The sequence below is a fragment of the Lysobacter brunescens genome (assembly GCF_042677005.1).
In the GTDB taxonomy this organism is placed as follows: Bacteria; Pseudomonadota; Gammaproteobacteria; order Xanthomonadales; family Xanthomonadaceae; genus Lysobacter_I; species Lysobacter_I brunescens.
In genome coordinates this window covers 1,649,369-1,671,692 of record NZ_JBHTIF010000001.1, presented here as the reverse complement: position 1 = coordinate 1,671,692, position 22,324 = coordinate 1,649,369, and the positions used below count along the sequence as shown (strand labels likewise).

21 protein-coding genes are annotated in these 22,324 nt (G+C 69.1%); 15 read left to right on the top strand and 6 right to left on the bottom strand.

The features are described from left to right. Nucleotides 1–42: 42 nt before the first annotated feature. Nucleotides 43–1,080, bottom strand: coding sequence for a type IV pilus twitching motility protein PilT (locus ACFQ0E_RS07195; protein ID WP_386823014.1), 1,038 nt, complete (start codon nucleotides 1,078–1,080; stop codon nucleotides 43–45). Nucleotides 1,081–1,298: 218 nt separating this feature from the next. Here ACFQ0E_RS07195 and ACFQ0E_RS07190 point away from each other — a divergent pair, with 218 nt between their 5' ends. The 4 genes from ACFQ0E_RS07190 to ACFQ0E_RS07175 all read left to right on the top strand — a co-directional run bounded on the left by ACFQ0E_RS07190 (nucleotide 1,299) and on the right by ACFQ0E_RS07175 (nucleotide 7,045). Further along, nucleotides 1,299–2,054: a YggS family pyridoxal phosphate-dependent enzyme gene (locus tag ACFQ0E_RS07190; protein WP_386823013.1), complete on the top strand. Its 756-nt coding sequence runs from the start codon at nucleotides 1,299–1,301 to the stop codon at nucleotides 2,052–2,054. After that, nucleotides 2,051–2,875, top strand: coding sequence for a pyrroline-5-carboxylate reductase (gene proC, locus ACFQ0E_RS07185; RefSeq protein ID WP_386823012.1), 825 nt, complete (start codon nucleotides 2,051–2,053; stop codon nucleotides 2,873–2,875). Before ACFQ0E_RS07190 ends, proC begins: the two co-directional genes overlap by 4 nt. Before the next feature lie 31 nt (nucleotides 2,876–2,906). Further along, a complete protein-coding gene (locus tag ACFQ0E_RS07180; RefSeq protein ID WP_386823011.1) occupies nucleotides 2,907–3,425 on the top strand; it encodes a DUF4426 domain-containing protein in 519 nt (172 codons plus the stop codon). A gap of 551 nt (nucleotides 3,426–3,976) precedes the next feature. Beyond that, nucleotides 3,977–7,045 (top strand): PKD domain-containing protein, encoded by a 3,069-nt coding sequence (locus tag ACFQ0E_RS07175; RefSeq protein WP_386823010.1) that lies wholly within the window; start codon nucleotides 3,977–3,979, stop codon nucleotides 7,043–7,045. A gap of 163 nt (nucleotides 7,046–7,208) precedes the next feature. Here ACFQ0E_RS07175 and soxR read toward each other — a convergent pair whose 3' ends face one another. After that, nucleotides 7,209–7,646 carry a redox-sensitive transcriptional activator SoxR gene (soxR, locus tag ACFQ0E_RS07170; RefSeq protein WP_386823009.1) on the bottom strand — a complete coding sequence of 146 codons (438 nt, stop codon included), beginning with the start codon at nucleotides 7,644–7,646 and terminating at the stop codon, nucleotides 7,209–7,211. An 89-nt stretch (nucleotides 7,647–7,735) separates the two neighbouring features. Here soxR and ACFQ0E_RS07165 point away from each other — a divergent pair, with 89 nt between their 5' ends. Next, nucleotides 7,736–9,136, top strand: coding sequence for an MFS transporter (locus ACFQ0E_RS07165; protein ID WP_386823008.1), 1,401 nt, complete (start codon nucleotides 7,736–7,738; stop codon nucleotides 9,134–9,136). A gap of 22 nt (nucleotides 9,137–9,158) precedes the next feature. Here ACFQ0E_RS07165 and ACFQ0E_RS07160 read toward each other — a convergent pair whose 3' ends face one another. After that, nucleotides 9,159–9,947: a cobalamin-binding protein gene (locus ACFQ0E_RS07160; protein ID WP_386823007.1), complete on the bottom strand. Its 789-nt coding sequence runs from the start codon at nucleotides 9,945–9,947 to the stop codon at nucleotides 9,159–9,161. A 250-nt stretch (nucleotides 9,948–10,197) separates the two neighbouring features. After that, a complete protein-coding gene (gene pdxH / locus ACFQ0E_RS07155) occupies nucleotides 10,198–10,794 on the bottom strand; it encodes a pyridoxamine 5'-phosphate oxidase (RefSeq protein WP_386823006.1) in 597 nt (198 codons plus the stop codon). Between the two features lie 50 nt (nucleotides 10,795–10,844). Here pdxH and ACFQ0E_RS07150 point away from each other — a divergent pair, with 50 nt between their 5' ends. The 7 genes from ACFQ0E_RS07150 to ACFQ0E_RS07120 all read left to right on the top strand — a co-directional run bounded on the left by ACFQ0E_RS07150 (nucleotide 10,845) and on the right by ACFQ0E_RS07120 (nucleotide 16,199). Then, nucleotides 10,845–11,705: a kinase gene (locus ACFQ0E_RS07150; protein WP_386823005.1), complete on the top strand. Its 861-nt coding sequence runs from the start codon at nucleotides 10,845–10,847 to the stop codon at nucleotides 11,703–11,705. A 9-nt stretch (nucleotides 11,706–11,714) separates the two neighbouring features. Continuing rightward, complete coding sequence (locus ACFQ0E_RS07145; protein WP_386823004.1) at nucleotides 11,715–12,272, top strand: shikimate kinase; 558 nt, start codon at nucleotides 11,715–11,717, stop codon at nucleotides 12,270–12,272. Next, nucleotides 12,269–13,381 carry a 3-dehydroquinate synthase gene (aroB, locus tag ACFQ0E_RS07140; protein WP_386823003.1) on the top strand — a complete coding sequence of 371 codons (1,113 nt, stop codon included), beginning with the start codon at nucleotides 12,269–12,271 and terminating at the stop codon, nucleotides 13,379–13,381. Before ACFQ0E_RS07145 ends, aroB begins: the two co-directional genes overlap by 4 nt. 39 nt (nucleotides 13,382–13,420) lie before the next feature. Continuing rightward, entirely contained in the window at nucleotides 13,421–13,675 is a 255-nt protein-coding gene (locus tag ACFQ0E_RS07135; RefSeq protein ID WP_386823002.1) for a WGR domain-containing protein, read from the top strand. A gap of 39 nt (nucleotides 13,676–13,714) precedes the next feature. Then, nucleotides 13,715–14,794, top strand: a complete 1,080-nt coding sequence (hemE, locus tag ACFQ0E_RS07130; protein WP_386823001.1) for a uroporphyrinogen decarboxylase — start codon at nucleotides 13,715–13,717, stop codon at nucleotides 14,792–14,794. Between the two features lie 277 nt (nucleotides 14,795–15,071). Continuing rightward, complete coding sequence (locus ACFQ0E_RS07125) at nucleotides 15,072–15,917, top strand: hypothetical protein (protein WP_386823000.1); 846 nt, start codon at nucleotides 15,072–15,074, stop codon at nucleotides 15,915–15,917. A 96-nt stretch (nucleotides 15,918–16,013) separates the two neighbouring features. After that, entirely contained in the window at nucleotides 16,014–16,199 is a 186-nt protein-coding gene (locus ACFQ0E_RS07120) for a hypothetical protein (protein ID WP_386822999.1), read from the top strand. Between the two features lie 72 nt (nucleotides 16,200–16,271). Here ACFQ0E_RS07120 and ACFQ0E_RS07115 read toward each other — a convergent pair whose 3' ends face one another. Continuing rightward, complete coding sequence (locus tag ACFQ0E_RS07115; protein WP_386822998.1) at nucleotides 16,272–19,865, bottom strand: sensor histidine kinase; 3,594 nt, start codon at nucleotides 19,863–19,865, stop codon at nucleotides 16,272–16,274. 145 nt (nucleotides 19,866–20,010) lie between these two features. Here ACFQ0E_RS07115 and ACFQ0E_RS07110 point away from each other — a divergent pair, with 145 nt between their 5' ends. The 3 genes from ACFQ0E_RS07110 to ACFQ0E_RS07100 are packed head-to-tail and all read left to right on the top strand — an operon-like array spanning nucleotide 20,011 to nucleotide 21,907. Beyond that, a complete protein-coding gene (locus tag ACFQ0E_RS07110) occupies nucleotides 20,011–20,697 on the top strand; it encodes a YceI family protein (protein WP_386822997.1) in 687 nt (228 codons plus the stop codon). Nucleotides 20,698–20,730: 33 nt separating this feature from the next. Then, complete coding sequence (locus ACFQ0E_RS07105) at nucleotides 20,731–21,354, top strand: cytochrome b (protein WP_386822996.1); 624 nt, start codon at nucleotides 20,731–20,733, stop codon at nucleotides 21,352–21,354. Between the two features lie 7 nt (nucleotides 21,355–21,361). After that, nucleotides 21,362–21,907, top strand: coding sequence for a YceI family protein (locus ACFQ0E_RS07100; protein ID WP_386822995.1), 546 nt, complete (start codon nucleotides 21,362–21,364; stop codon nucleotides 21,905–21,907). A 109-nt stretch (nucleotides 21,908–22,016) separates the two neighbouring features. Here the strand turns inward: ACFQ0E_RS07100 and ACFQ0E_RS07095 are convergent, their stop codons facing one another. Beyond that, entirely contained in the window at nucleotides 22,017–22,271 is a 255-nt protein-coding gene (locus ACFQ0E_RS07095) for a glutaredoxin family protein (RefSeq protein ID WP_386822994.1), read from the bottom strand. Between the last annotated feature and the right edge of the window lie 53 nt (nucleotides 22,272–22,324).

Here is a 22,324-nt window from a genome sequence, read left to right as displayed (position 1 = left end):
GGGGTGCTCCGGAACGGGATGGCGGTGCGCGACGACGGGGCGTTATTCGAACAACCGCTTGTCCTTGGCGTAGCCCTTGGCCTGCTGGCGGGTGATGAGGCTGCGCTTGACCAGGTCCTGCAGGTGCTGGTCGAGGGTCATCATGCCGAAGTTCTGGCCGGTCTGGATCGAGGAATACATCTGCGCGACCTTGTCCTCGCGGATCAGGTTGCGGATGGCCGGGGTGCCGACCATGATCTCCCACGCGGCGGTACGGCCGCCGCCGACCTTCTTCAGCAGCGCCTGCGAAATCACCGCGCGCAGGGATTCGGACAGCATCGAACGCACCATCGGCTTCTCGCCGGCGGGGAACACGTCGATGATGCGGTCCACGGTCTTCGCCGCCGAGCTGGTGTGCAGGGTGCCGAACACGAGATGGCCGGTTTCCGCAGCGGTCAGCGCCAGGCGGATGGTCTCGATGTCGCGCATTTCGCCGACGAGGATGTAGTCGGGATCTTCACGGAGGGCCGAGCGCAGCGCCTCGTTGAAGCCGTGGGTGTCGCGATGCACTTCGCGCTGGTTGATCAGGCACTTCTGCGAGGTGTGCACGAATTCGATCGGATCCTCGACGGTGAGGATGTGCGCGTATTCGGTCTTGTTGATGTGGTCGATCATCGCCGCCAGCGTGGTCGACTTGCCCGAACCGGTCGGACCGGTGACAAGGATCAGGCCCTGCGGCTGGTCGATCAGTTCGCGGAAGATCGGCGGCGTGGCCAGGTCTTCGAGGGTCAGCACTTCCGAGGGAATGGTACGGAACACCGCACCCGCGCCGCGGTTCTGGTTGAAGGCGTTGACGCGGAAGCGCGCCAGGCCGGGGATCTCGAACGAGAAGTCGACTTCGAGGAATTCCTCGTAGTCGCGACGCTGCTTGTCCGACATGATGTCGTAGACCAGCGCATGGACCTGCTTGTGGTCGAGCGCGGGGATGTTGATCCGGCGGACGTCGCCGTCGACACGGATCATCGGCGGCAGGCCCGCGGACAGGTGCAGGTCCGAGGCCTTGTTCTTGACCGAGAAGGCCAGCAGTTCGGCGATATCCATGACAAGTTCCCCGATGTTCGAATTCGTTGGTGGCGTCGCGTGACACCGACCGCCTGAGTATAGCCCCGGACCCGCGACTGTCACCCGGGCGGTTCGTGCGTTGGAATGGACTTACACTTCCGGTTCGCGACATCGGTCGCAACCGGGGCGCGGCTGTCCTCGTACACCTCTCCACGAACGCCTCCCCACCGACACCCGTCCTCGCCCGCCCCGACGCCATGCCCGACGCCGACACGCACTCCCACCCCGCGCTCGACGCCCTGCTCTCCGGCATGACGGCCGCCGCGGCAGGCAGCGGCCGCCCGCCCGCCCGCCTGCTGGCGGTCAGCAAGACCCAGCCGGCGGAGGCCATCGCCGCGGTCGCCGCCGCGCTGCGCGCGCGCCCGGCGGCCGGCCCGCTGGCCTTCGGCGAGAACTACGTGCAGGAGGCGCTGGCCAAGCAGCCGGCGCTGGGCGGCCTGGGCATCGAATGGCACCTGATCGGCCACCTGCAGTCGAACAAGGCGAAGGAGGCCGCGTCGGCCTTCGACTGGGTGCAGACCGTAGACCGGCCGAAGCTCGTGGAGGCGCTGGCGAAGCACCGCGCCCCCGGCCAGCGCCCGCTGAACGTGCTGATCCAGGTGAACATCGACGACGAAGCCAGCAAGCACGGCTGCCAGCCCGACGACATCGACGCACTGGCCGAGGCCATCGCCGCGTACCCGCAGCTGGCCCTGCGCGGACTGATGGCGATCCCCGCACCGCACCCCGACATGGACCGACGCCGCAGCGCCTTCCGTCGCATGCGCGCCCTGTTCGACGCCCTCGCCGCCCGCCACCCGGGCATCGACACGCTGTCGATGGGCATGAGCGAGGACTACGCGCTCGCCATCGCCGAAGGCGCGACCCTGGTCCGCGTCGGCAGCGCGCTGTTCGGGCCGCGCGCACCGAAACCCGCATCCCCGACATCCCCGACATCCCCGGAGCGCCCATGAGTTCCCAGTCCAGTGTCGCCTTCATCGGCGGCGGCAACATGGCCCGCAGCCTGATCGGCGGCCTGATCTCGCGCGGCACCGCACCGGGCGACATCCACGTCTCCGAGCCGGTGGACGTGCTCCGCGACGCCCTCGCCGCCGACTTCGGCGTGCAGGTCGGCGCCGACAACGCGACCGCCGCCGCAGCCGCCGGGCTGTGGGTGCTCGCGGTGAAGCCGCAGGTCATGCGCGCGGTCTGCGAGGCGCTTGCGCCGCTCGCCCAGACGAACCGGCCGTTGGTGGTCTCGATCGCCGCCGGCATCACCGCCGCGCAGCTGCAGCGCTGGCTGGGCGGCGGTGTCGCCGTGGTCCGCACCATGCCCAACACGCCGGCCCTGCTAGGCGCGGGCGTGACCGGGCTGTTCGCCAGCGACGAAGTCGATGCCGCCGGCCGCGAGCGCGCCGCCGTGCTGCTGTCGTCCGCCGGCAGGACCGTCTGGATCGACGACGAAGCGAAGATGGACGCGGTCACTGCCACCTCCGGCAGCGGCCCGGCCTACATCTTCCTGCTCGCCGAGGCCATGGAGGACGCCGCCATCGCCGAGGGCCTGCCGGCCGATGCCGCGCGCGCGCTCGTGCTGCAGACCATCCTGGGCGCCGCGCGCATGCTCACCGAATCCGGCGAACCGCCGGCCGAGCTGCGCCGCCGCGTGACCTCGCCCGGCGGCACCACCCAGGCTGCGGTCGAGACCTTCGAGGCCGGCGGTTTCCGCGCGCTGGTCGCGCAGGCGATCGCCAACGCCACCGAGCGCGGCCGGCAGTTGTCCGCCGCGAACGACTGAGTCCGCATCCCCACATCCCCCAGGAGCCGTCATGCGCACGATGCCTCGCCTCGCCATCATTGCCCTCGCCTGCACGGGGCTCGCCAGCACGCTCACGCTCGCCGGTTGCGGCGGCGACGCACCGAAGCCGGCTCGGATCATCGAAACGCCCCAGGAAGCGGTGAGTCGCAGCGGGGACGTGACCGTGCGCGCGAACGTGGTCCGCACCGACCTGCTCAACGAGGCGATGGCGCGCGGCTACGGCATCGCGCGCGATGAAGGCACCGCGCTGCTGCTGGTGTCGGTGCGTCGCGGACCGGACGGCCAGGACGTCGCCGTTCCGGCGAAGATCGAGGCGAGCGTCACCGACCTGCAGGGGCGCCGGAGCACGGTCGCCCTGCGCGAGCTGCGCACGGACGTGCCGGGCGCGACGCCGCCACAGACGCTGATCGACTACATCGGCACCACCGAGATCCACGCGCCGGACACGCTGCGCTTCGACCTGCGCGTCGAACGCGAGGACGGCGCGCGCTCGACGATGCAGTTCACGCGCGAATTCGTGGCCGACTGAGCCCGATCGACACGACGCGCCTCTACCCGGTGCGATGCCGATCATCGCAACCATCCCCGCTGCATGCGGACCGCTGCATGCGGATCGATACGTCTGCGCATGGATCCGCAGCGACATGACGCATGCATCGACGCCCGTCGCAACGTGGGGTCATGATGATTTTTCATGAGACGACGCCGCTTTCGTCAAAACCGTCTCAGTTCGTATCCCACACGCCCACGTATTGATTCCACGAAACTGCGATATCGCGCCACGCGATCCTGAACTGCGAAAAACGCACCGATTTTGCGTTGCAGCATTGACTATGCTCGGCACGCCCCGCCACCGGCCATCGACGCGATTCGCGCGCAGACGCGAACGTGTGCGCCGTCCCTCCGTGTGGTCCGCCGCGTCGGCATGCGCGTCGGACAGCAGGCGCGGCATGCAATGCGTCATGCCAATGCAGCATGAGCAAGACCGCAAGGCGTCCAGATGCTGCCACTCGACCGCGCGGAACGGTGGCCGTCATTGCATCGCACACAACTATTCAAATCACACGTGGAGTCTTCAAGATGGAAGCGAAATTCCTGGGGCTGGCCTCTCTGGTCGTCGCCGGTGCGCTGCTTGCGCCCGGCACGGCAGATGCCCAACAGAACCGCAATGATCCGCTGCGAGCGCCCGACGCGCGCGGCGACAAGACCAAGGGCGAGGCGTGGCAGATCGAACAGCGCAGGCGCTGGTGGATCGAGTCGCGCGGCCTGAAGCAGAACAGGAATGCGGCGAAGCAGCGCCGCGCCGCGCTGACCGTGCTGCGCAACCAGCTGATCCGCCAGAAGCGCACCGGGCGCAGCGTCAGTGGCCGCGCGCAGACCGCGCCATGGCGCGAGCTCGGCCCGTCGTCGATGAAGATGGGCAACTGGGTGATGGGCCGCGTCGCCGGCCGCATCAATGCCGTGACCCCGCATCCGACCAACGACAGCATCGTCTTCATCGGCGCGGCCAACGGCGGCGTGTGGAAGACCACCGACGCCGGCGCCAGCTGGACGCCGACCTTCGTCAACGTCGGCTCGCAGTCGATCAGCGCGATCCACGTCGAAGCGGGCAATCCGCAGAACGTGTGGGCAGGCACCGGCGACCGTTTCGACGGCGACTGCTCGGGCTACCTCAGCGACGGCGTGTTCCTCAGCACCGACGGCGGCATCAACTGGTCGGCGCGCAATTCCGGCATGAACCTGTCGACCATCACTTCGCTGGTCACCCAGGCCAACAACGCCAACGTGGTGCTGGCCGCCGGCTTCGGCGACCGCTGCAACCAGGGCGGCGATGCCAACGGCGGCATCTACCGCTCCACCGACAAGGGCGCGACCTGGAGCCAGGTGATGGATCGCAAGGTCGAAGACCTGGTCGCACTCCCGGGCACCAGCACCCTCCTCGCCAGCGCCCCGGGCAGCGGCGTGTATCGCTCCACCGACGGCGGCGCCACCTGGACCCTGCTCGGCGCGGCCAATACCGCCAGCCGCATGCGCCTGGCCGTGGCACCGAGCAACACCGCAGTGATCTACGCGCTGACCAACACCAATCTCTATCGCTCGGACAACGCCGGCAGCACCTGGACCTCGGTCAGCACCACCGCCTGTGACGGCCAGTGCACCTACAACCTGTCGCTCGGCGTGCATCCGACCAATCCGCAGACGATCATCGTCGGCGCGATCCGTCCGCGCCGTTCGACGAACGGTGGCAGTTCGTTCACCACGCTGACCAACACCTGGGGCAGCTCGCAGCAGGTGCACCAGGACACCCATGTCGTCCGCTACTCGCTCAATGACCCGAACCGCATCTGGGTCGGCGGCGACGGCGGCATCTGGCGCAGCAACGACGGCGCCAGCAGCTGGGTGAACATGAACGCGAACCTCAACATCACCCAGTACTACGACATCGTGGTGCACCCGACGGACCCGAACATCGTCTTCGGCGGCGCGCAGGACAACTCCTCGTCCAAGCGCACCAACTCGAACGTGTGGGACCTCACCTTCGTCAATGGCGACGGCTTCATGAACGCCATCGACGAGACCAACGCCGCGATCGTGTTCCAGAACGGTTACCCGAGCGGCAGCACGCCGTCGATCTACCGCTCCACGCAGTCCGGCGCACCGGGCACCTTCGCCGCGGCCGGCAGCAACGGCCTCACCGGCGGCGGCTTCCCGTGGGTCACCCCGACCGACGTGGCCGGCGGCTACCACTTCGTCGGCGGCTACTACGTCTCGCGCGCGCTCACCAGCGCCAGCACGATGAGCTGGACGACGATCAGCCCGCGCGTCGGCGGCACGGTGAGCGTCATCACCGCGAAGAAGATCGGCAGCAACGTGCACGTCTACGCGGGCACGGACGCCGGCAAGGTGTATTACAGCGCGAACGCCGCCAGCACCAATGTCGCCGATGTCTCCGGCAACCTGCCGGCAGCGCGCGTCTCCGACGTCGCGATCGACCCGGCCAACGGCAGCCGCGCCTTCGTCACCATCGCGGCGTTCAGCGGCTCCAAGCTGTACCGCACGACCACCGGCGGCAGCACCTGGACCGCGCTGGGCACCGGCCTGCCGAACATCCCGGCGAACACGGTGGCGATCGATCCGCTGAACACCCAGCGCATCTTCGTCGGCACCGACATCGGCGTGTACGAAAGCGTGGACGGTGGCGCCAACTTCGCGCCGTTCTCCGACGGCATGCCGGCCGGCCTGGTGATCAGCGACCTGGAAGTGGACAACTCGCCGCACATCCTCACCGCCGGCACCTACGGCCGCGGCGCATGGCAGACCACGCTGGGCACCACCACCGGCAACCAGCCGCCGACCGCGAACTTCACCAGCAGCACCAGCGCCCTGACGGCCACCTTCACCGACACCTCGACCGACAGCGACGGCAGCATCGCCGCGCGCAGCTGGAACTTCGGCGACAGCACGACCTCGACCCTCGCCAACCCGAGCAAGACCTACGCGGCGGCGGGCACCTACACGGTCGCGCTGACGGTGACCGACAACGCCGGCGCCAGCAACACGGCCAGCAAGTCGGTGACGGTGTCGAGCAGCACGGCGTATTCGCTGTCGGGCACCGTGACCACCAGCGCGGGCGCCGCCATCAGCGGCGTGACCGTGAGCAACGGCAGCACGTCGGTCAGCACCAACGCCAACGGCCAGTTCACCTTCGCCAACCTGGCCAACGGCACCTACACGCTGACCCCGTCGCTGAGCGGCTACACCTTCTCGCCGGCCAGCCGCAGCGCGACGGTGAACGGCGCCAACGTCACCGGGCAGAACTTCACCGGTACGGCGTCCACGGGCAACTGGCTGTCGCAGAGCGGCAGCCTGGCCAGCGGCGGTTCCGCCACCGTGCCCAGTGCGCAGGGCTACAAGCAGGGCGGCAACGGCACCTACCAGGCCCGCCTGACCGGCCCGAGCAATGCCGACTTCGACCTGTACATGTACCGCTGGAACGGTTCGGCCTGGACCCAGGTGGCCAAGAGCGAAGGCGCCACTTCGACCGAGTCGATCAACTACAACGGCACGGCCGGCTACTACTACCTGGAAGTGCGTTCGTACTCCGGCAGCGGCACCTACAACGCGCAGTACCTGTTCCCGCAGCCCTGATCGCGGTGGCGGATCGCCATCCGTGACATGCCCGCAGCCGCCTCAGGCGGCTGCGGGTCTCATCGAAGCCCCGGCCTTGCCGGGGCTTCTTTTTGCCCCGCGTCGTTGCCCGCTTCTTCCGTCGCGAATTCGACCTCACGAGCACGACTTCGAGTCCCCGCGATCACGGCTCCGCCTCCCACCGACGCGGCCCATCGCCCTGCTCACCCAGCGCATCGTCCGGGTTGTTCAGGCGGCAGCGACGCAGCGAGAGACAGCCACAGCCGATGCAATCGGTCAGCTGGTCGCGCAGGTGCTGCAGGTCGCGGATCTTCGCATCCAGCTCGCTGCGCCATGCTGCCGACATCCGCGCCCATTCCGCACGCGTCGGCGTGCGTTCGTCGGGCAGCGCCGCGAAGGCACGGCCGATCGCATCCAGAGACACCCCCACGCGCTGGGCGACGCGGATCACCGCAAGCCGGCGCAGCACGTCCTGCGCGTAGCGCCGCTGGTTGCCAGCGGTGCGGATGCTCCGGATCAGCCCGCGCCGTTCGTAGAAATGCAGCGCGGACACCGCCAGTCCGCTGCGCCTGGCGACATCGCCGATGCCCAATGTGCGCATGCCTTGACCTCAACCATGGTTGAGGTTGCATCCTGCCCAGCCGTCGGCATCCACGCAAGCCGGCCCGCCTTTCCCCACGAAGCAGACCGATGTCCGATCACGACGCAACGACCTTCGACGAGTCCATCACGGCGCACGAGGCCGCACCCGCATCGATCCTCGCGCCGCAATACCGCGCCACCACGGTCGGCCTGGTGTCTCTCGTCGCACTGGTCGCCTTCGAGTCCATGGCGGTGGCCGCCGCTATGCCCACCGTCGCGCGCGCCCTGGACGGCCTGCCGCTGTACGCGCTCGCTTTCGGCATCACCCTGGCCACGAGCGTGGTCGGCATGGTGGTGGGCGGCCAGTGGAGCGATCGCCACGGGCCCGCCACATCGCTGTGGCCCGGACTGGCCTGCTTCGTGATCGGTCTGCTGGTCGCCGGCCTCGCGAACGACATGCGCATGCTCCTCGCCGGCCGCCTGCTGCAGGGCTTGGGCGCGGGCGCGATCTCGGTGTCGCTTTTCGTGCTGGCCGGGCGCTGCTACCCACAGTCGCTGCGTCCACGCCTGTTCGCCGCGTTTTCCGCCGCATGGGTCGTGCCCTCGCTGCTGGGACCGGCACTGAGCGGCTGGATGGCCGACACCATCGGCTGGCGCTGGGTCTTCCTCGCCGTGCCGCTGGCGGCCTTGCCCGCCGCATGGATGCTGCGGCCCGCCCTGCGCGGCCATGCCGATACGGCAGCGCAGGTTCCGCGTCGCGGGCGCGCGGCGTGGGCCTGCGGCGCGGCGCTCGGCCTGTGCCTGCTCTACCTCGGCGGCCAGACGCGTGGCGGCGCGGCGCTGGCGATGCTGGTGCCCGGCGCCGCGCTCGCGTTCGCCTGCACCTGGCGGCTGCTGCCGCGCGGCACCTTGCTCGCCGCGCACGGACTGCCCAGCGTCGTGGCCCTGCGCGGCCTGGTCTGCGCCGCGTTCTTCGGCACCGAAGCCTTCCTGCCGCTGCTGCTGTCGCGCGAGCGCGGCCTGTCGCCGGTCTGGGCCGGCGTCGCGCTCAGCGTCGGCGCGCTCGGCTGGTCGCTCGGTTCGCAGTACCAGGGCCACGCCCGAAATGGCTGGAGCCGCCATCGCTTCCTGCGCGTCGGTACGGGCGCGGTGTTCTCCGGCCTCGTACTGACCTGCGCCGCGACGTGGCCGAGCGTGCCGGTATGGCTGGCGATCCTCGGCTGGACCCTCGCCGGCCTCGGCATGGGCCTGATCTCGGCCAGCCTGTCGATGCTGGCGCTGTCGATGTCCGCGCCCGGCGAGGAAGGCGCGAACGGGTCCGCGCTGCAGCTGTGCGAAGCGACGGTCGTGGCAGGATCGATGGCGGTCGGCGGCTCGCTGTTCGCCGCGCTGCTGGCGACCTCGGCGCAGGCCGCCTATCTCGCCAACTTCGCCATCGCCCTGCTGATGGCCCTGCTCGCCATGGCGATCGTGGGCCGGACCGGCGCGCGCGGACTCGTGGTCAACTGAAGCGCGACGCCGGTGGCCGCGCTCAGCCGCGCGACCACGCCCGGATGACGCGCGCGATCTCGCGCACGCCCTCGGTCAGCGCCGCCGGGCCGGGCTGCAGGATGATCGGCGACTTGATCTCGTGCAGCGCACCGTCGCGCACCGCCGGGATCGCATCCCAGCCCGGCCGCGCCGCGACCTTCTCCGGCCTGAACTTCTTGCCGCACCACGAGCCCAGGATGATGTCGGGCGCGCGCCGGATGACTTCATCGGGATCTTCGAGGATGCGCGCCTTCGCCAGCGATTCCGCCGCGCGCTCGGGAAAGACGTCGTCGCCGCCGGCGATGCGCACCAGCTCCGCGACCCAGCGGATGCCGCTGATCAGCGGATCGTCCCATTCCTCGAAATACACCTTCGGCCGGCGCGGCAGCGTCGCCGCCTCCACCGCGATGGCATCGAGCCCGCGCGCGAGCTCGTCCGCGTACGCATTCGCCTTGTCCGCCGCGCCGACCAGCGCACCGAGGCGACGCACGTAGGCGAGGATGCCCTCGACGCTGCGATGGTTGCTGATCCACACCTCGACGCCCTGCTTGATCAGCGCCGACGCGATCTCCGCCTGGATGTCGGAGAACCCCACCACGAAGTCCGGCGCCAGGCGCAGGATCTCGTCGATCTTCGCCGACGTGAACGCGCTGACCTTCGGCTTCTCCCTGCGCGCGATCGCCGGCCGCACGGTGAACCCGCTGATCCCGACGATGCGGTGCTGCTCGCCGAGCGCGTACAGCACCTCGGTCGGTTCTTCGGTCAGGCAGACGATGCGTTGCGGGCCCATGGCGGTTCGTGGCGTGGCTGGACCGACAGTCTACGATGACCGCTGTCGCACGCGGACCACGCCTTGCGCCCTTGCCGTGCACAGCATCGAAAAAATCATCGTCATCCTCGCGCAAGCGAGGACCCATGCATCAGCTGCATGCTTGCTTGGGTCCTCGCTTGCGCGAGGATGACGCCTTGTGTCGCGTCGCGCGGCTCACTCGACGCGGCACTCACCCATGAGAAGCGACTTCAGAGCGCGGGATTCACACTCACGGATACAGCATCCGCTTCGTCCACGCACCATCCGCACCACGCTCGTAGAGATACCGCTCGTGCAGGCGGAACTGGGCGCCGTACCAGAATTCGATGGCGCGGGGCTTGACGCGGAAACCGCCCCAGCGCGGCGGGCGCGGGACGTCGCCGCCTTCGAAGCGCGCCTTCGCGTCGGCGAAGCGCTGCTCGAAGGTCTCGCGGTTCTCCAGCGTGTCCGACTGGTGCGAGGCCCAGGCGCCGAGCTGGCTGTCGCGGGGGCGCATCGCGAAATAGGCGTCGGCTTCGGCATCGTCGACGATCTCGACCTCGCCTTCGACGCGCACCTGCACGCCGTCCTCGCCGAGCGCCTTCCAGAAGAACAGCAGCGCGCACTGCGGATTGGCCTGCAGTTCGCGGCCCTTGCGGCCATCGAGGTGGGTGTAGAACACGAAGCCGCGTTCGTCGTGGGCCTTGAGCAGGGCCATCCGCGCGGACGGCAAGCCGCCCGGCGTGGCGGTGGCCACGGTCATCGCGGTGTGTTCGGGGATGCCCGCAGCCTTGGCCTGGGCGAAGAGGTCGGAAAACGTGGCGAGCGCTTCTGCGTAGAGCGTCATGGTGGGGGATCCATCGGCTGCCGTGATCGGCGATGGGCTATTGTCGCCCGATGCCGAGGCCACCGCACCCGACACGGATCAAATCGACCGCAGCTCGCGTCGTCACGGCGGGATTCGACGATGCCGTGGCACAGGCCGTGCTCGACGATGCGCTGGCGCATGGCGCGCGGGTCTGCGCCATCGCCGGGCTGCAGGGCTCGGGCAAGTCGACGCTGGCCGCGCAGGTCGTCGCCCTTGCGGAAAGCCGCCGCCTGCGCGCGGCGACGCTGTCGATCGACGATGTCTACCTGGGTCGCCGCGAACGCCTGCGTCTCGCCCGCGAGGTGCATCCGCTGCTCGCCACGCGCGGGCCGCCGGGCACGCACGACATCGCCCTGGCCTGCGCGGTGCGCGCGGGCCGCGCGACCCGGCTGCCGCGTTTCGACAAGCTCACCGACCGGCGCCTGCCGCCGTCGCGCTGGAGGACGGTCGGGCCGCTGGACCTGCTGGTGTTCGAGGGCTGGTGCCTGAAGGTCCCGGCCCAGCCCGCCGATGCCCTGCGCCGGCCGGTGAACGCGCTGGAACGAGACGAGGATCCCGACGGCGTGTGGCGTCGTCATTGCCATCGGGCATTGGCCCATGACTACCCGGCCCTGTGGGCACGCCTGGACCGACTCGCCTGGCTGCATCCGCCGGCCTTCGACTGCGTGCCGGGCTGGCGCTGGCAGCAGGAATGCGCCGCCCGCGCGGCCCGGCCCGGCCGCGCCGGCATGTCTCGCGCACAGGTCGAACGTTTCGTGCGCCTGTTCGAGCGGGTGAGCCGACAGGCGATGCGCACCCTGCCCGACATCGCCGAACTGACGCTGCACCTGGACCGCGACCGCCGGGTCCGGCGCATCGTCCGCGCCGGCCGTGCAACATCCAACTGCTAAAATCCGCCGATGCAACCCGCACACCACCTCGTCCTGGTCGGTCCGATGGGCGCCGGCAAGAGCTCGCTCGGCCGCCGGCTGGCGCAAGCCTATGCGCTGCCGTTCGTCGATCTCGACCGCGAGATCGAGGCGCGCGCGGGCCGCGACATCCCGGCACTCTTCGCCGACGAAGGCGAGGCCGGGTTCCGCGCCCGGGAGCGCGCCGCACTGGTCGACGTGCTGGCCGGGCCGGCCTGCGTGCTGGCCAGCGGCGGCGGCGCGGTGCTCGCCGACGACAACCGCGCGGCGATGCGCCGCCACGGCTTCGTGGTGTACCTGAAGATCGATGTCCCCGAGCAGCTGCGCCGCCTCGCCGACGACACCAGCCGGCCGCTGATCGCCGGCGACGACCGCGAAGCGGTGCTGGAGCGCCTCGCCGCTTTCCGCGCGCCGCTGTACGCCGAGACCGCCGACCTGGTGTTCGAGCCCGCCGGGCTGGACAAGGACACCGCCGCCGCCCGCCTCATCGAACGCCTCCATGCCGCGTGGCGCCCCGCCGTCGCGCCCGCCACACCGGAATCGCAATGACCCCCACCGCAGCGCGCGTCGTCCATGTCGGCGGCCAACACCCCTACCACATCAGCATCGGCGACGGCCTGCTCGACGACGGCATCGCCCTCGCCGCGCGCGTGCGCGGACGCCACGCCCTGCTCGTCAGCGATGCCCACGTCGCGCCGCTGTACGCGCGCCGCGTCGAAGTCGCGCTGCACAACGCGCGTCCCGATCTGCGCATCGAGCGCGCGGTCATCCCGGCCGGCGAACAGGCCAAGACCCTGGCGCATTTCGGCGACGTGCTCGGCGCCCTGGCCCAGCTCGGCGCGACCCGCGACGCCTGCGTGCTCGCGCTCGGCGGCGGCGTGGTCGGCGACCTCGCCGGCTTCGCGGCGGCATGCTGGATGCGCGGCATCGACTGCATCCAGCTGCCGACCACCCTGCTGGCGATGGTCGATTCCTCGGTGGGCGGCAAGACCGCCGTGGACCTGCCGGAAGGCAAGAACCTGGTCGGCGCCTTCCACCCGCCGCGCGCGGTGTTCGCCGACACCACGGCCTTGGCGACGCTGCCCGACCGCGAGCTGCGTGCCGGGCTGGCCGAAGTCATCAAGTACGGCGGAATCTGCGACGCCCCGTTCCTCGACTGGCTGGAAGCCCATGCCGCCGCCCTGCTCACCCGCGACCCCGCCGCCCTGACCGAGGCCATCGCCCGCAGCTGCCAGCACAAGGCAGACATCGTCGAGCGCGATCCGTTCGAGCACGGCGATCGCGCCCTGCTCAACCTCGGCCACACCTTCGGCCACGCCATCGAGGCCGAACAGGGCTACAGCGGCGTCGGCAACGCGGCCCTGAACCACGGCGAGGCCGTGGCCGTGGGCATGGTGCTGGCGGCACGGCTGTCGGCTCATCTCGGCATGGCCGCCGCAGCCGACACCGCGCGGATCCAGGCCCTGCTTGAGGGCTTCGGCTTGCCCACGCGCATCCCCGCCGGGCTGGATCCGGACCTGCTGCTGGCGCGCATGCGCCTGGACAAGAAGGCGAATGCCCACGGCCTGCGCTTCGTGCTGTGGGAAGCCCCGGGCGCGGCCCGGGTGGTGTCCGACGTGCCGGAGGACGCCGTCCTGGAGACCCTGCGCGAAGGCTGAGCCCCGTCTTTCCGGGGCCGAGGCCTTACAATCCGAGCCATGCGCCTCCTCCTGCAGCAACGTCCCGACGGCCCAGAAGCCCCGCGCTTCGTCCAGCTGCAGCTGGAGGCCGACCTGTTCGGCGGCTGGTGCCTGGTCCGCGAAACCGGCCAGACCGGCAAGCGCAGCACCCTCAAGCGCGAGCAGTTCACCGATCACGCCAGCGCGCTCGCCGCGTTCGAGCGCGCCCGCGACCAGAGCCTCAAGAAGGGCTTCCAGCTGGTGTTCGCGCAAGGCGTCGACGCGCCGAACTGACCGCGACCGCGCACTTCCCACATTTTTCCGAGATCTTCCGTGACCCAGGCCTCCCCGCTCCGCAACGACCGCCTCCTGCGCGCCCTCCGCCGCGAATCCACCGACCGCACGCCGGTGTGGCTGATGCGCCAGGCCGGTCGCTACCTGCCGGAGTACCGTGCCACGCGCAAGCAGGCCGGCAGCTTCCTTGCGATGGCGAAGAACCCGGACCTCGCCTGCGAAGTCACCCTGCAGCCGCTGCGCCGCTTCCCGCTGGACGCCGCGATCCTGTTCAGCGACATCCTCACCGTGCCCGACGCGATGGGCCTGGGCCTGTATTTCGCGGAGGGCGAAGGCCCGAAGTTCGAGCGCCCGGTGCGCACCGCCGAGGACGTCGCGAAGCTTGCCGTGCCCGACATGGAGACCGAGCTGCGCTACGTCATGGACGCGGTGCGGGTGATCCGCCGCGAGCTCGACGGCAGCGTGCCGCTGATCGGCTTCTCCGGCAGCCCGTGGACGCTCGCCTGCTACATGGTCGAAGGCGGCGGCAGCGACAACTTCTCGAAGATCAAGGCGATGGCCTTGAACGCGCCCGAACTGCTGCACCGCATCCTGTCGGTGAACACCGACGCGGTGATCGCCTACCTCGCCGCGCAGCGTGCCGCCGGCGCACAGGCACTGCAGGTGTTCGACACCTGGGGCGGCGTGCTGAGCCCCGCGATGTACCGCGAATTCTCGCTGCCCTACCTCGTGCGCATCGCCAAGGAGCTGGAGCGCGGCGAAGGCGCCGAGCGCACGCCGCTGATCCTCTTCGGCAAGGGCAATGCCGCGTATCTCGAAGACCTCGCCGCCTCGGGCACCGAAGGCGTCGGCGTCGACTGGCTGATCGAGCTTGGAGAAGCGGCGCGCCGCACCGGCGGCAAGGTCGCACTGCAGGGCAACCTCGACCCCTGCACGCTCTACGGCAGCCCCGACGCGATCCGCCACGAAGTCCGCCGCGCCCTCGACAGCTACGCCGCCGGCAACAACGGCTCCCGCGACGGCCACATCTTCAACCTCGGCCACGGCATGTCCCCGGACATGAACCCGGATCATGTCGCGGTGCTGGTGGAGGCGGTGCATTCGGTGAGTGCGAGGTAACGCCGCGACGCGACATGCTCACGGCGAGCGCAATGAAACAAAATGATTCAAATGCAACAAACAATGATTGACAGCCTTGCAAGGCCTGCCTTAGTGTTCCTCCGGCAGGCCTAGCCTTGCTTGGATTCAGGCTAGGCATAATTGCTGTCGGACATCAGCGCATAACCTAAGGCGTTGATTTTATTGACCTCGGGAAAAGCACTCCGCTAGTCGTCAAAGGCTTGACTGTCATTCCAGTCCCGGCTACGTTCCGGGCCGTTGCTCATGAAGAGCGGCCATGGACGCTGTATCCAATGGAGGGATCATGAAGCGTTGCTTGCTCGCCTTGCTCGCCCTACCCTGTTTTGATGCTGCGGCGGCGGTCATCCGCTGCGACAACTGCAATGAACCGACCTACCAGGCGCAAGCGCAGAGCCGCGGCGCTGGTTCGGCCGGAATCGATACGCATTATGTGTACGACCTGCCGCAAGGCAGAGTCCGCAAATACGAGATCATGCGCAGTTGCGAAGAGGGGAGGGTCTGTTACAACGAGACAACCTTGCTTCCGATCGAGCCTGAAATTGAACTGCAGGTGCTTGAGCTGGCTTCCTATTGGCACAGCACGGGCGGCACGATGAAGGGCTACGTTACCTTGACGACCAACGGCGACACGCAGAATCTTTCTGCGTATGACGTTGCCGGCCCAGGAGCCGCACGCACCCAACTGACCAACTGGCTCAACAGCGCCACACAAATCGCCTCCCTGCAAAACACACTTCCCGCTTTGGTTGGCACAGTCCATCAGATAGCAGTTACCGTCGCCAGCCTGTGGAATGACAGCATGGGGAAGACGCGCATCACGATCGTTTTCTCCGACGGCTCGAAGATTCAAGTTGAATGGGAAGCAATAAACAACACCATAACTTTTGTCGACGGAACTGCGGAAGACAAATTCGGGAACAAAATTCCGATGACATGGGACCAACTGAATGGTGCCCAGTTCGACTACACCGCCGAAGGACCCAATGGCACCGCTGGCAACCGCATGCGCAACCACATCTACACAATGACTGGCGTCCCAGTAACCTATGGCAGATGGCGTTGCTGGGCAGAGTCATCCCGTGTTGTCTGCAAACCCTACTGAGTCGCCCTCCCGCACCATAATGCGCGGCAGCGACACCATCATCCGCCGCCATCAAAATAGCGATGGCATTGCTCCCTCTTCTCCAAGGCGATTGCAATGGGCGATCTTTTTGTCATCACCTGGCTTCTGCTTTTCATCCTTTTCCCGATCTGCCTTGTTCTTTTCAACAAAGACTACTCCGGCAAGGCCAAGCTCGTGGGCGTCCTCGCAAGCCTGTTCTTTTCGTGGATCGGATTCATCGTCTTCTTTCTGCTGATGCTTGCAAAAAAACGCGCTACATGAATTGACGCTGCTACGGCATCGGGCAAGTCGCCCGCGCATCATTGGGATCGGCGGCGCAATCAGGCGGACACCCTATGCAAGCAACGGCACATGCCCCGCCAATGCCTCGGCGAGCATCTCGCCGGTCAGCGGCTTGCGCAGGAAGGCATCGAAACCGGCGGCCATTGCCTGCGGCTCTGCGTTGACGTCGGCGCGGGCGGTGAGCGCGATCATCGGGCGGGCGAAGCCCTGCGTGCGCAGGTGACGCGCGAGGGCGAGGCCGTCCATGCCGGGCAGGTCGAGGTCGATCAGCGCGATGTCGACGTCTTCGGTCGCCAACGCAGTGAGCGCAGCCAGCGCGTGACCGGCATGCACGACACGATGTCCCTGCGCCTGCAGCAGGCCGCCCAGTGCATCGGCGACGATGGCGTCGTCCTCGACCAGCAGCACCGCGCAGGGCAGGCATGACGCCTCGCCACGTGCGTCCCCGGTTTCGGCAGGCAGCGCGGCGGGCGCGAGCGGCAGGCGCACGATGAAGCAGGCGCCTTCTCCGGGCGCGCTGCGCAGTTCGATGCCGCCCTCCATCGCGACGGCGAGTTCCTGGCAGATCGCGAGCCCGAGCCCGCTGCCGCCGTAGCGGCTGGCGGTGCGCGCACCTTCCGCCTGCTCGAAACGCCGGAACAGGCGTCGCTGCTGTTCCGCATCGAGGCCCGGGCCAGTGTCGATCACTTCGATACGCACGCCGCGCGGCGACAGCGTCGCCAGGCGCAGCAGGACTTCGCCGCGCTCGGTGAACTTGATCGCGTTGCCGAGCAGGTTCAGCACGATCTGGCGGATGCGCGTGGCATCGCCATGCCAGCCGCGCGCCACGTCGGCCTCGCGCTCGATCACGAAACGCAGCCCCTTGCGTTCGGCCAGCGGACGCATCAGCGCGACGGCGTCATCGATCACGACATGCAGGTCGAAATCGCCCTGCGCCAGTTCCAGGCGGCCGGCTTCGGCGCGCGCGAGATCGAGCGCATCGTTGACCAGGCGCAGCAGGTGTTCGCCGGCACGGTGGATCGCACCGACGTGGCTGCGCTGGCGTTCGTCGAGCGAGGTGCCCAGCAGCAGTTCGCTCATGCCGAGGACGCCGGTCATCGGTGTGCGCACTTCGTGGCCGAGGTTGGCGAGGAAGCGACTCTTCGCCAGCGAAGCGTCCTCGGCCAGCGCCTGCTTCTGTCTCGCCAGCTGGTAGGCATGCCGGCGTCGTGTGCGGCGACGATCGAGACGCACGCCCCAGGCGACCACGCCGGCCACTGCGAGCGCGTACAGCACGAAGGCCCAGCCGCGCTGCCACCACGGCGCCAGCACCTCGACCTCGATGCGGCGCGCGGGCGACCACGCGCCGTCGGCGTTCGCACCCTGCACTTCGAGCCGATACGTGCCTGGCGGCAGACTGGAGAACACGCGTTCTCCGCGCACGTCCTGCAGCACCCAGTCGGGGTCGAAACCCTGCAGGCGGAAACGGTAGCGATGCAGCGCCGGATCGGCAAACGACATCACCCGCGCGACGATGCGCAGGTCGCGATCGCCCGGCGCCATCGTCACGCGTCGCACATCGCCGGGTCCAGGTGCGCGCGGCACCGCGAACGCGACCACGTCCTCGTCGCGACGCAGCTCGACCGCATCGATCGCCAGCGCCGGGATCTTCGGTGCGGGCAAGGGCTGCGCGGGGTCGAACCACACAAGGCCTTCCTTCGCCATCGCCAGCGCGCGGCCATGCGCGTCGCGCAGCATCCCCGCCTGCGAGAAATCCAGTCCGGGCAGGCCGTCGCGCATGACGTGCAGGCGCGCGCGTCGCTGCCGCATGTCGTACTGCAGCAGGCCGCGCGTGCTCGCCAGCCAGACCTGGTCGCCGGCCACCAGCAGGCTGCCGACATCCAAGCCGGGCAGGCCCTCGTCCTGGCCGAACACCGCCTGGCGCTGCAGCCGGCCATCGCGCCAGAGGTGACGCTCCAGCGCACCGAAGCGCGCGATCCACCAGGTGTCCGGCGCGACGAAGGCGACGGCCTGGATCGGTTCGCCATCGTCGCCCGCCGTCACGGCGACGGGCTCGAATCGCCCTGCATGCCAGCGATGCAGCGCATGCCCGTCATGGAACCACGGCTGGCCGTCCGGGCCCGCCAGGATGCCGGCGTGGCCCTGCACTTCGCTGCCGAAGACCTGGTCCGGAGACAGCTCGCGCACGACGCGCGCATCGCGATCGAGCACGCGCAGGCCGCCAGCCTGCAGGGACACCCACAGCGCGCCATCGTCGGCGCAGAACAGGTCCTGCGGCGACGCGGCCGATTCGGCGCGGGCGCGATGCTCGCGCAATGCCGCGCCCGTGCGCGGGTCGACCTGCACGACGCGATCGATGCCCGCCGTGTCGAAGCCCGAGACCCACAGCCGGCCGTCGGCACAGGTGGTCACCGCATCGAACCATTGCAGTCCGAGCGCATCGGCATCGATCGACCGCTGCGGCACGTCGCCGCCTGCACGCAATGCATGCAGGACGCGCGCACCGGCAAGCCACACGAGGTCGCCCTGGCCTGCTGCGACCTGGGCAGGATCGATCCGCGACATCGTGTCGCCGGCGATGGCCTCGATCGTGCCGAATCGCCCGTGGGTCGCCGGCAGGTACGAGAGCCCCTGCACGTACGAGGCGAACCACCAGCCGCCCTCGTGGTCGCGCGCATGGTCGAAGACGCCGCTCGACAGGCCGTCCTCGTGCAGCGGCGGCCGCACCTGCACGGCCGGGTGCGCGGCCGACCGCGCCGAGAACAGGCCGAGCGCGGTGCCGATCCAGTAACCGCCGTCGCCGCGCGGCGAAATCACCGCATTGGTCGCGCGCGAGGGGAGGCGCCACGGCGCTGCGGTGACCTCGTCCCGTGGCGACACGCGGAATGCGCCGAGATCGGTACCGACCCAGGCGCTGCCGTCGCCGTCGGGCTTGATGTGGAAGACCATGGCCCGGGCGAGCCTCGCTGGATCCAGTTCGCGCAGGCGCCCGTGGCGCAGCCGATACAGGCCGGACGATGTGCCGATCAGCACATCGTCCGCGCCACGGGCCAGCATCACCACGGGATCGCCGCGCATCGCGTCGCTCGCGCCGAGCGCGATTCGCTGGATCGCACCGTCGCGCCCGATCCTGCACAGCACCGGCCTCTGGCCCGCGAGCCACATCGCGCCATCCGGCGCCGCCGCGAGCGTGACGATATCGTCATCGCAGGCGGCGGACTCGCCTGCGAAGCGGATCTGCGCGATGTCGCGACGCTGCACGTCGAGCATGCTCAAGGCCCCGCTCGAAGCGACCCAGACGCGGTCGTCGCGATCGATCGCCAGCGTCTTCAGGTCGTTGTCGGGCAAGCCGCCCTGCACGCCGCGCGCGCGTCGCAGCAGCGTCAGTGCCGTGCCGTCGTAGCGCATCAGCCCGTCGCCGGTCGCGGCCCAGAGCACCCCGGCCCGGTCCACGCCCAGGGCATTGATCTCGGCGGGCAGGCCATCGGCGGGGCCGAAACGCACGAAACGCTGGGTGATGCCGCCGTCCCGCGCCCAGGCGCAGGACGTTGCCATCGAGGCCGCAGCGACAGCCAGACCGATCGCCCGCGCGATCCGGATCGAGATGGCCTGAGCAGCGCCCAACTGCCTGCTTCGCGTGTGCATGCGACGTTCCCGTGTCGATGAAAGTCCCTGCGGGCGCCCTCTCCCGGCGCCCATCCCCCCGCGCAATGAACCGTTGCAGCCGCCAGGGGCGGCATATCCTGCGGCATCGGCCTAGAATCGGACAGACCTCCTGCCGGGATCGCCGATGTCGCCCACCCTGCACCGCCTCCGTCGCATCGCCGCCCTGTCGCTGCTGCTGCCCCTGTCGGCGCTGGCCGCCGAGGCGGACACCTACCGGCTCGATCCGGTGCACACGCGCGTGATGTTCGCGATCAGCCATGCCGGGTTCTCCAACGCCATCGGCACCGTCTCGGGCAGCACCGGGACCCTGGTCTTCGATCCGGAGGACTGGACCACCGCCTCGCTCAAGGCTTCGGTGCCGATCGCCCGCGTGGACCTCGGCGACGCGAAGTGGAACGAGGCCACGCTGGCCGGCAACCTGCTCGATGCGAAGGACCACCCGACCGCCGAATTCGTCTCGACCCGGGTCGAACCGCTCGCCGCCGATCGCGCCCGGGTCCACGGCACCCTGACCCTGCGCGGCGTCTCGCAGCCGGTCGCCCTCGACGTGAAGCTCAACGCGCTCAAACGCCATCCGCTGCCGCCGTTCCGGCGCACGGTCGGGTTCTCGGCGACGGCCACCCTGAGCCGCAAGGCCTTCGGCATCGACGCCTGGGCCAGCGTGATCGGAGACAGCGTCGAGCTGCGCATCGAGGCGGAAGCCGTGCGCCAGGGTGGCAAGGCCGACGACGCGGACGACCGCGCAACCGACGACGCAACCGACGCCTCAACCGGCCGCGCAACCGATCCTGCGCCGCCCGCCTCTTCCTGACATCCCCCCGGACCCACCTACGGACCCTCGACCATGAGCCTGAAAAACCCTGCCGACCGCTGGGGCGGCGTCAGCCAGCTGCTGCACTGGACCACCGTCGTCCTGATCGTCGTCATCGCCTACATCGGCCTGACCATGGGCGACCTGCCCAACGGCCCGGAGAAGATCAAGACCTATGCCCTGCACAAGTCGATCGGCCTGACCATCCTCGGTCTGGTCGTGCTGCGCGTGCTGTGGCGCCTCATCGCCGGCGCGCCGCATCCGGTGCCGGGCTCGCCGCGCTGGCAGGAACGCATCGCCACGCTGACGCATCTCGGGATCTACGTGCTGCTGTTCGCGATCCCGATCAGCGGCTGGGTGGTGAATTCCTCCGCAGGCTACCCGCTGCAGTGGTTCGGCCTGTTCAACCTGCCGGACATCGTCGGCGAGAGCCACGACCTGCATGAAGCCGCCGAGGAAGCGCACGAGCTGATGTTCTGGCTGCTCGCGCTGATGGTCGCCGCGCACGCCGGCGCCGCGTTCTACCACCACCTGTTCCAGCAGGACGCCACGCTGGCGCGCATGCTGCCGCGCGGCTGGCTGAAGGTGCACGCGACCACCGCAGGCGCAACCGAAGCCGCACCGCCGGCCTCTTCCCCGCAATCCCCCAACGAGTGAACGCATCATGTTGCGCAAGACGCTTCTGCTGACCCTGGCCCTGGCCGCCGCACCGGCCTTCGCCGCCAACTACGCCCAGACCACCGGCTCCAGCCTCGGCTTTTCCGGAAAGTACCAGGGCGAAGCCTTCAACGGCTCCTTTCCGGGCTTCGCCACCACCTTCTCGTTCGATCCGGCGCAGCTGGCCACCGCGAAGCTGGACGTGACCATCCCGCTGGCCACCGCGACCACGCGCAACGCCGACTACGACGGCGAACTGCACGGCGCGTCGTTCTTCAACAGCAAGAAGTTTCCTCAGGCGCGCTACACCGCGACGAAGTTCCGCAGCCTGGGCGGCAACAAGTACGCCGCCGACGGCACGCTGAGCCTGCGCGGCGTGAACAAGCCGGTGACGTTGACCTTCACCTGGACGCCGGGCGCGAAGCCGGTGCTGGCGGGCTCGGCGACGGTGAAGCGCCTGGATTTCGGCGTCGGCGGCGGCGACTGGGCCGATACCAGCGTCATCCCGAACGAGATCAAGGTGACGACGAAGGTGGTGTTCGTCGCGAAGTGATCCACAGGCTCTTGTAGAGCGGAGCTTGCTCCGCTCTGGCTTTCCCTGAAGAAGCGAGCGGAGCAAGCTCCGCTCTACAAGAACCAAGGCAGCGGATCTTCGATCCGCTCTACGAACCCGATGATCCGCCGGCCAGCCAGCCACGCAGGCGGTCCGCGTCGAACGGCCAGTCCAGCTCGATGCCGCGCCGCGTGTCGCGCAGCACCGGCACGCGATGGCCGTATCCGGCTTCGAGCGACGTATCGTCATCGATGAACACGCTCTCGAACGCAGGCGCACGGGCCTCGGCCAGGACCGCCAGCGCGAGATCGCACAGGTGGCAGTCGTCTCGCTGATAGAGCACCAGGGCGGGGTCGGTGGCCATGTGGGTTGCAAGCCTGTTCGGAATCGGGCATCGGCATCATACCGGTATCGAAT